Origin of the sequence: Kineococcus auxinigenes (assembly GCF_050871525.1) — a bacterium.
Lineage (GTDB): Bacteria > Actinomycetota > Actinomycetes > Actinomycetales > Kineococcaceae > Kineococcus.
In genome coordinates, this window is the sequence record NZ_JBKBCT010000108.1 from 1 (window position 1) to 9266 (window position 9266).

8 protein-coding genes are annotated in these 9266 nt (G+C 75.5%); 2 read left to right on the plus strand and 6 right to left on the minus strand.

Annotated features, from left to right (window positions below):
* The 6 genes from ACRYR9_RS18835 to ACRYR9_RS18860 all read right to left on the minus strand — a co-directional run.
* A partial coding sequence (locus ACRYR9_RS18835) for a histidine kinase N-terminal 7TM domain-containing diguanylate cyclase (protein WP_432540210.1) occupies positions 1-1552 on the minus strand: 1552 nt, incomplete at its 3' end.
* Positions 1553-1679: 127 nt separating this feature from the next.
* A complete protein-coding gene (locus ACRYR9_RS18840; protein WP_432495538.1) occupies positions 1680-3317 on the minus strand; it encodes a histidine kinase N-terminal 7TM domain-containing diguanylate cyclase in 1638 nt (545 codons plus the stop codon).
* Positions 3318-3445: 128 nt separating this feature from the next.
* Complete coding sequence (locus tag ACRYR9_RS18845) at positions 3446-4477, minus strand: iron-siderophore ABC transporter substrate-binding protein (protein WP_432509656.1); 1032 nt, start codon at positions 4475-4477, stop codon at positions 3446-3448.
* A gap of 54 nt (positions 4478-4531) precedes the next feature.
* The gene (locus ACRYR9_RS18850; RefSeq protein ID WP_432495542.1) at positions 4532-5614 is read right to left on the minus strand and encodes a magnesium and cobalt transport protein CorA; all 1083 of its coding nucleotides are present in this window, start codon (positions 5612-5614) and stop codon (positions 4532-4534) included.
* Positions 5615-5677: 63 nt separating this feature from the next.
* Positions 5678-6442 carry an SDR family NAD(P)-dependent oxidoreductase gene (locus ACRYR9_RS18855; protein WP_432495544.1) on the minus strand — a complete coding sequence of 255 codons (765 nt, stop codon included), beginning with the start codon at positions 6440-6442 and terminating at the stop codon, positions 5678-5680.
* Complete coding sequence (locus tag ACRYR9_RS18860; RefSeq protein WP_432495558.1) at positions 6439-7425, minus strand: sugar-binding transcriptional regulator; 987 nt, start codon at positions 7423-7425, stop codon at positions 6439-6441. The genes ACRYR9_RS18855 and ACRYR9_RS18860 overlap by 4 nt, the downstream gene beginning before the upstream one ends.
* Positions 7426-7622: 197 nt before the next feature.
* Here ACRYR9_RS18860 and ACRYR9_RS18865 point away from each other — a divergent pair, with 197 nt between their 5' ends.
* Complete coding sequence (locus tag ACRYR9_RS18865; protein WP_432495546.1) at positions 7623-8696, plus strand: zinc-binding dehydrogenase; 1074 nt, start codon at positions 7623-7625, stop codon at positions 8694-8696.
* Between the two features lie 56 nt (positions 8697-8752).
* Positions 8753-9266: dihydroxyacetone kinase subunit DhaK (locus ACRYR9_RS18870; RefSeq protein ID WP_432495548.1), on the plus strand; the 514-nt coding region annotated here is incomplete at its 3' end.

The window sequence follows — 9266 nt, forward strand, 5'->3', positions numbered from 1 at the left end:
GGTCGCGGCCGGCGGCCTTCGCCGCGTACAGGGCCCGGTCCGCCGCGGCCAGCAGCGACGCGGCGTCCACGCCGTCGCCGGGGTGCACGGCGGTGCCGACGGACACCGTGGGCCGCACCCGGCCACCGGGTGCGGCGACGTCGATCCGCGCGCACGCCGCGCGCAGCTGCTCGGCGCGCTGGCGGGTCGCCGCCGCGTCGGCCCCGGGCAGGAGGACGACGAACTCCTCGCCACCGGTCCGGGCGGCGGTGTCCTGCAGGCGCACCCCGCCGGCCAGGGTCCGGGCGACGGCCACCAGGACCTCGTCGCCGGTGCCGTGCCCGTGGGTGTCGTTGACGGCCTTGAACCGGTCGGCGTCCACGACGAGGACCCCCAGGCCCGTGCCGTCGCGCTCGGCGTCCGCCAGGGCGGCGGCCAGGGCGCCGTCCAGGAAGCGCCGGTTGTGCAGGCCGGTGAGCGGGTCGCGCACGGAGTCCTCCTGCAGTTGCGCGCGCAGCCGCTCCACCAGGGCCAGCTGGTCCTCCAGGCGCCGGCGGGTCTCGACCTGCTCGGTGGTGTCGCGGGCCACGACGACCCGGCCCAGCGAGCGGCCCCGGCCGTCGGCGATGGCGGTGACGCGCACGTCCAGGTGCAGGCCCGGCACGTACTCGATGCCGTAGCGGGCGTGCCCGCCGGGCAGGTCGCCCAGCGCCCGGGGGCTGAGGAACGCCGAGGCCGGCAGGCCCACGGGGTCGGGCAGGTCCGGCCGGGCCCCGGCGAGCATCGCCCGCCCTGCGGCGTTGACGTCGACGACGGCGCCCCCGTCGTCCACGACGACCACCGCGTCGGCGACGGTCTCCAGCACCGCGGCGCGCGCGACGGGCACCACGCCCAGCAGCCCCTGGCGCAGGACGGCGCGGGCGCTGACGAGCGCGGTCACCGTGAAGCACAGCGGGGTGACGTCCTGCCCGGCGAACAGGCCGGGGGCGCTGATGTTGACGACGTTGCCCACCAGCGGTGCGGCGGCGCTCGCGAGGACGCTGGTGACCTGGCGCCGGATGGCGGTGGGGGCGCGGCGCGCGGCGCGCACCAGGTGGGCGACGGCCAGGGCCAGCACCCCGTAGCACCAGGCGGTGTGCACCCAGAACAGCGGCCCGAACACCATCGAGAAGTGCGCGGGGTCCCCGACGTACCCCGTGCTGCGGAAGAACAGGTGGTGCAGGGGGTCGGTGGCGACCACCGCCAGGACGAGCGCCGGGACGCCGGTGAGCACCGCCGCCTGCCGCCGCGAGGGGCGGTGGTGCGGGTCGGCGACGGTGCGGGCCAGCAGGTACAGCCCCACCACGCACCCCAGGACGCCGGGGAAGACCGCGTAGTTGGCCCACAGGTGCACGGCCGGCGGCAGGTCCAGGTGCGCCGGCACGGTGAGGGCGGACCACAGGGCGAGCGAGGCGCACGTGCCGGCCAGCGCCGTGGCGGCGGGGGTGGCCTCGCGCCGACGCCACGCGAGGACGGCGGTGGCGGCGCTCAGGGCCGCCGAGACGGCGAACGCGACGGCCAGCAGCTCCTGCACGCCCCCCCCCGCCCCCACCGCGCGCCCCGGCGGCGCGCTCCTGCTGGAGCATCGGCCGCGGGGGGTGCGCGCTGGAGCGCGGCTGGGCCGTCCGGGTGGCTCCGGTCGTGAGGCCGGTCGCCGGACGTCAGGCGCCGGCGGCGACCACCCGGTCGCGTCCGGCGGCTTTCGCTGCGTACAGGGCGCGGTCGGCGCCCGCCAGCAGGGCCGCCGCGTCCACGCCGTCGGCCGGGTACGTCGCCACGCCGACGGAGACGGTGCGGTGCAGCCGTGCCGGGGTCCCGCCCGCGTCGTGCCCGCCCGCACCGCCGCCGCGTGCACCGGTGGGCACGGGCAGCGGCACGCCCGCGCGGGCGCACGCCGCTCGCAGCTGCCCGGCGCGCTCGAGCGCAGCGGGCCGGTCCGCGCCGGGCAGCAGGACGACGAACTCCTCGCCGCCGTAGCGCGCGGCGGTGTCGCCCGGGCGCACCTCCCGGCGGAGGGCGCCGGCCAGCGCGCGCAGCAGTTCGTCGCCGGTGCCGTGACCGTGCTCGTCGTTGACGGCCTTGAAGCGGTCGACGTCCAGCAGCAGCACGCTCAGCGGCAGGCCGTGGTCGTCGGCGTGCGCGAGGGCGGTGACCAGGGCGGTGTCGAGGTGGCGGCGGTTGTGCAGGCCGGTGAGGGGGTCGCGCAGGGACTCCTCCTGCAGCTCCGCGCGCAGGCGCTCGATGACGCCGAGCTGCTCGCGCAGGCGCTGCGCAGAGCGCACCGCGTCGCTGACGTCGTGGGCGGCCACGACGTGGCCGAGCGGCCGGCCCCGGCCGTCGGTGAGGGGGGTGACCCGCACGTCGACGTGCAGGCCGGGCAACAGCTCGACGGTCCGGCGCAGGTCACCGGTGACCGCTCCGTGCACGTCGTGCCCGAAGACGTCCAGGGCGGGCAGCCCGACGAGCTCGGCCGGCAGGTGCGGGTGCACCCGCCGGACCAGGTCGCGCCCGGCGGGGTTCACGTCCACGACGCGTCCGCCGCCGTCCACGACGACGACGGCGTCGGCGAGCGTCTCCAGCACCTGCGCCCGGGCGACGGGGACCACCTGCAGCAGTCCGCCGCGCAGGATCGCGGCCGCGTCGACGAGCCCGGCGGTCACGAAGAACAGCGGTGTCAGGTCCACGGGCCCCGACCCCTCGCCCAGCCACTGCGGGGAGGTCAGGGACAGCACGTTCCCCGCGGTCGGCAGGCAGGCGCCCACGAGGAGGAAGGTGATCTGGGTGCGCAGCACCCGCGGCGCCCGTCGCCGGGCGCGCAGGAGCGGCACGAGGCCACAGGCGCTGACCGCGTAGCTCCAGGCGGTGTGCACCCAGAACAGCGGCCCCAGCCCACCGACGACCCGCGGGGGGGTGCCCTCGACGTGGACGTCCGTGAAGAACAGGTCGTGCGGGTTCAGGGCCGCCGCCAGCAGGAGGGAGCCGCACACCGCCAGGAAGGCGACCGCGTGGGGGCGGGGCACCTGGTAGGCGGGGTCGGCGACGGACCGGTAGAGCACGTGGGTGCCGCCGCTGACGGCGTGCACGGCGGCCAGGCACACCAGGGTCGCCAGCGCCTGCACGTCGGTGTCGATCCCCGACCGGGCCGCCAGGGCCGCGAGGGCCCAGACGGTGGTGCCGGCCATGGTCGAGGCCAGCGCGGTCGCCGCCGCGGTCGCGCGGCGGTGCCGCCGGGCGAGCAGCGCGGTGACCGCGCACACGAGGGCGGACAGGGCGAACAGGGTGTCCAGCACGTCCGGCACCGCCGCCACCTCCTCCCGCCCGGCTCGGGCGCCCACCGCGCCCCCGGGGCCATCGGCGCCGGTCGGGTGGTGCTGGAGGTGGTCGTGGGCCGTCCGGGTGAGGCCGGTGCGGGAGGTGGGCCGGGGGGTCAGGCCGGCAGGGCCTGCGCGAACAGCGGCACGGCCTCGTCCAGGGCGTACCCCAGCCCCAGGGTGGTGCCGCTGGAGAAGGCCGAGACGATCGCGGCCTCGTCCAGGACGACCAGGCGCCCGTCCTGCGTGGCCGGCAGCGCCTGCACCACCGGGTCGGCGGTGATCTCCTCGGCGGACAGCCCGATGGGGAAGAGCACGACGAGGTCGGCGTCCAGCAGCGAGAGCTGCTCGGCGGACAGCGACACGGAGAAGCTGTCGGTGGGCAGGGCGGCGACGGCGGGGTTCTGCACGAACCCCAGGGACGTCATGAAGTCCACCCGGGTGTCGCCCTCGACGTAGGCGCCCCACCCGCCGGAGTAGTACGTGCCCACGGTGACGGTCCTGCCGTCGAACTGCGGGTGCGCGGCGGCCACCTCGTCGAAGCGCAGCTGCAGGGCGGAGGCCAGCTCGTCGCCCAGGTCCGCCTTGCCCAGCGCGGTGGCCACCAGGGCGAGCTGCTCCTGCCAGGAGGTGCCGTAGGGGATCGTCGTGCCCGGCGGCGGGCCGACGGTGGTGGCGATCCCGGTGAGGTTCTCGTTCTTCGCCGGGTCGTTGTCGCTGCGGGTGTTGAGGATCAGGTCCGGCTGCAGGGCGGCGACCGCCTCGTAGCTGAGCTCCAGGGTGCCGAGCTGCTCGGGGGTCCGCGTGACGAGGTCGTCGGCCCAGGGGCCCACGCCGTCGCCGCCGAAGGCGAGCCAGTCGGAGGTGCCGACGACCTGGGTGCCCAGCGCGAGGCACGTCTCGGCGTCCCCCCAGCCGAGCGCGACGACCCGCTGGGGGTCCTCGGGCAGCTCCACGGTGCCGAAGAGGGTCTCCACGGTGGTGGCGGACCCGCTGCCCGCGGTGCCCGGCGCCGCGGTGCTCGCCTCCTCACCGAGCTCCGACGAGCACGCGGTCAGAGCCGCCAGGCCGGTGATCGAGGTGCCGGTGAGGAGGGTGCGGCGCGAGGGCAGGGACACGGGGTCTCCGATCGGGAAGGACAGGCTCACCTTGCTGCCGCCCAACCTAGTCGACCGGTCGCGGCGGGGTCGGGTGCGCGGGGGTCACAGCCACTTCCTGGCGCGGAACGCCAGGTACAGGCCCACGCACGCCGTCACGATCACCCCGAGGACCACGAAGTACCCGTACCGGGTGGACAGCTCCGGCATGTGCTCGAAGTTCATGCCGTAGATCCCGGCGATCGCCGTGGGCACCAGCGCGATCGCCGCCCAGGCGGAGATCTTGCGCATGTCCTCGTTCTGCTGCGCGCTGACGCGGTTCTGCCGCACCCCCACCTGCGTCAGCTGCGCCTGCAGGATGTCGGTGAGCAGCCGGTCGTAGCCGTCGATGGCGTCGGCGGCGCGCAGCAGGTGGTCCAGGACGTCGCGGTAGTAGGTGCGGTCGCCGTCCGCGGCGCTCCCCAGGCCGCCGTCGACGATCTGCTGCACCGGGGCCACCAGCGGCACCACGGCCCGCTTGAACTCCAGCACCTCCCGCTTGAGCTTGTAGATGCGCTCGGAGTGGTCGTCCTCCCCGCCGTCGAAGACCTTCCCCTCGATCTCCTCCACGTCGATCGCGATGGCCTCGACGGCGTCGCCGTAGCCGTCGACCACGCGGTCGAGCAGCCGGTACAGCACGTGCCCGGCGCCGTGCGGGCAGCCGTGCTCGCCGGGGTCGTCCCCGGGTCCGCGCTCCATCTCGGCGCGCACGTCGGCCACGACGCCGGACTCGCCGTGCCGCACCGTGAGCAGGAACCCGTCGCCGAGGAAGACCGCCACCTCGCTGACGGCCACCACCTCCTCGTGGTCGACGTACCGGACCGGTTTGAGGACGGCGAACGTCAGCCCCGGGTACTGCTCGAACTTGGGCCGCTGGTGGGCGGTGACGGCGTCCTCGACGGCCAGCGCCGGCAGGTCGAACAGGCGCTGCAGGCGCTGCAGGTGCCACGTGTCGGCGCCGTGCAGGCCGATCCACAGGAAGCCGCCGCCCGCGCGGGCCGCGTCCAGCGCGGCACCCGGGGCGTCCACCCGCTGCGGCAGGTACAGCTCGGACCGCACCACCGGCAGCCCCGACAGGGCGCCGGGCCCGGCGGTGCGCCCACCGGGGCCCTTCGGGTGCGGGTCACGGGCGAGCGGCTCGGGCGGCACGGGGGGACCTCCGTCGGGACGTGCGGGAACGGGTGTGCGGGACCAGTGCACCACCCGCCGCCCTCAGGCGACGGCGAAGCCCCCGTCGACCTTCAGGTCCGTGCCGTTGACCATCGCCGAGGCGTCGGAGGCGAGGAACACCACCGCGCTGCCGACCTCGGCCGGCTCGACGAACCGGCCCGCCGGGATGCGCGCCAGCATCGGCTCGCCCTTCTGCCCGCCCCACACGCGCCGGCCCATGTCGGTCATGACGACGGTGGGGCTGACGCTGTTCGCGCGCACGCCCGAGGGGCCCAGCTCCAGCGCCAGCACCTTCGTCGCCATGAGCAGCGCCGCCTTGCTGGAGGAGTAGGCGTAGTGCTCGGCCAGCGCCAGGGAGCCGGCCAGCGAGGAGACGTTGACGATGCTGCCGCGCCCGGCCGCGGCCATCGCCCGGCCCACCCGGGACCCCAGCAGCGCGGGGGCGCGCAGGCTCACCGCCATCGTGAGGTCCCACGTCGCGGCGTCCACGTCGACGGCGCGCTGCGGGTGGGAGATCCCCGCGTTGCTCACCAGGACGTCCAGGCCGCCGAACGGCACCAGGGCCTCGGCTGCCAGCCGTTCGGTGTCCTCGGCGAGGGACAGGTCGGCCAGGACGACCGCGGTGCGCACCCCGTGCCGCTGCTCCAGCGCGTGCGCCAGCTCCTCCAGCGGGGCGGCGCGGCGCCCGGACAGGACGACGTCGGCGCCGGCGGCGGCCAGCGCGTGCGCGAGGTCCGCGCCGATGCCCTGGGAGGCACCGGTGACGAGGGCGCGCCGCCCGGTCAGCGGGAGGGGGCTGGTGGTCACGGTTCCTCCTGGAGGGCGGCGAGCACCCGCGTCGCGGTGCCGGGGTCGGTGATGAGCTGGTTGAAGTGCCCGCCGCGGGCTCCCGCGACGATGCCGGGGACCTTCTCGGCGCCGTGCGCCACGGCGATCCGGGTGGGGACCCGGTGCAGGGCCTCGAACGGCACGGCCACCAGGCGGTCGGAGCCGTCGTAGGGGATCTCGCACCCGGCCGCGTCGTAGAACCGGGTGACGATGTCACCGACGGAGTCGCGCAGGGCGGTCTCCACGGCCGGCACGAACGAGGGGATGGACCGGCGCAACCGGGGTGGTGCGCCGATGCCCGTGAGGACGCAGCGCGCGGTGCGCCACAGCTCGACGAACCGCTGGAACACCGGGTCGGCGTCCAGGCTGGCCCGCAGCTCGCGGCCGGGGAACGCCGGCGCGTACAGGAACCGCGGCACCCCGCCGACGGCCGCTGCGACGCGGCGGGTGATCTCGTTGGTCTGGTACCAGGGTTCGGCCTCGTCCTGCCCGCCGACCACGGGGGCCACCAGGACGCCGGGCAGCTCGGGCAGGTCCCGGCGGGCGATCTCGTAGAGGGTGCGCCCGGAGGACACCAGCAGCACGTCGCCGGCCCGCAGGCCGGCTTCGCTCAGCGCCCGCCCCACCACGGGGGAGACGGCCTCGGCGACGTGGGCGGGCGCCGCCTCGGCGGACAGGCGCACGCGCTCCACCCCCAGGGCCAGCGCGAGCCGCCCGGCGAGCTCGGCCGGCTCGTGCTGCGGCAGGGGCGGGACCTCGATGCGCACCAGCCCGCGCTCGCGGGCGTCGCGCAGCAGGCGGCTGACCGTGGCGCGGGAGGTGCCCAGCCGCTGGGCGATCTCGGCCTGGGTGGCGTCCTGGAGGTAGTAGAGCGTGGCGGCGGTGTGGGCGAGGGACAGCGGGAAGCGGCCGGTGCCGTCGGAGGCCGCGCGTCCCCGCTCGTCGGGCGTGCTCTGGACCACGGTGATCGCCTCCTCGCGCTCCTGCCGCGCCGTGCACGTGCTGTGCACAGGTGTGCTGGACAAGTGTGCCGCACGGTCGTACGGTTCCGCCAGGCGCTGGGCGCGCGGGCGGGGAACCCGGGCGCCGGTCCCGGCACGGTCCCACCGGTCGACGAGCCCCCCGCCGCGCAGCGGGAGGTGCTGCGGAGGAGCAGGCGATGACGAGCACGATGCGGGCCGTCGTGGTGCACGGCCCCGGGGACTACCGCCTGGAGCAGGTGCCGGTGCCCACCCCCGGCCCCGGCGAGGCGCTGCTGAAGGTCGAGGCCGTGGGGATCTGCGCCTCCGACCTGAAGTGCTACCACGGTGCGGCGAAGTTCTGGGGCGACGAGAACCGCCCCGCGTGGACCGAGACCGGCGTCATCCCCGGCCACGAGTTCGCCGGGCGGATCGTGCAGATCGACGCCGAGGCCACGAAGCGCTGGGGCGTGGTCGAGGGCGACCGCGTGGTCGCCGAGCAGATCGTGCCGTGCTGGGACTGCCGGTACTGCAACCGCGGCGATTACCACATGTGCCAGCCGCACGACATGTTCGGCTTCAAGCGCCGCACGCCCGGGGCGATGGCGGAGTACCTCGTCCTGCCGGTGGAGGCCCTGGTCCACGAGGCGCCCTCCGACCTGCCCCCGTGGCAGGTCGCGTACGCCGAGCCGCTGTCGTGCGCGCTGCACGCGGTGGAGCGCGCGGACATCCGCTTCGGCGACACCGTCGTGGTCGCCGGGTGCGGCCCCATCGGCCTGGGCATGATCGCGGGTGCGGCGGCGAAGTTCCCCCAGCGCGTCATCGCGCTGGACGCCCTGCCGCACAAGCTGGAACTGGCGAGGAAGTGCGGCGCCGACGTCGCGTTGAACATCACCGAGGTGGACGTGGTGCAGGCCGTGAAGGACCTCACCGGCGGCTACGGCGCCGACGTCTACATCGAGGGCACCGGCCACCCCTCCGCGGTCCCGCAGGGCCTGAACCTGCTGCGCAAGCTGGGCACGTTCGTGGAGTACAGCGTGTTCAAGGACCCGGTGAGCGTGGACTGGTCGATCATCAGCGACGACAAGGAGCTCAACGTCCTCGGCGCGCACCTCGGTCAGAACACCTGGCCGGCGGCGCTGCGCCTGATCGGGTCCGGGCGCCTGCCGATGGACGAGATCTGCTCGCACCAGCTGCCGCTGGAGGAGTTCCAGCAGGGCCTGGACCTGGTCGCCGACTCGGCGAACTCGGTCAAGGTCTCGCTCGTCCCCTGACCACCCCCGCCTTCCGCTTCACCCCTGACCACCGCACCTGAGGGAGTTCTGCAGCAGTGACCAAGATCTTCGGGGACCCGTCCTCGTTCGTCGACGAGTCCGTCGCCGGTTTCGTGGACGTCTACTCCCGCTTCGTGCAGCCGGTGCCGCACGGGGTGATCCGCTCGACCGCCACCCCTGAGGGCAAGGTCGCGGTGATCGCCGGGGGTGGCTCGGGGCACTACCCGGCCTTCGCCGGCTACGTCGGGCCGGGACTTGCCGATGCCGCGGTGTGCGGCAACGTGTTCGCCTCGCCCTCCACGCGCTGGGTGTACGACGTGGCCAAGGCCGCCAACCGCGGTGGTGGGGTGGTGCTGGGCTTCGGCAACTACGCCGGGGACATCCTCAACTTCGGCCTGGCCGCCGAGCGGTTGCGCGCCGAGGGCATCCGCGCGGAGCTGCTCGTGGTCACCGACGACGTGGCCAGCGAGGGGCAGGGCGCGAACGGGGATCGCCGCGGCATCGCCGGTGACGTGGTCGCCTTCAAGATCGCCGGTGCGGCCGCCGAGGCCGGGTACGACTTCGACGCGG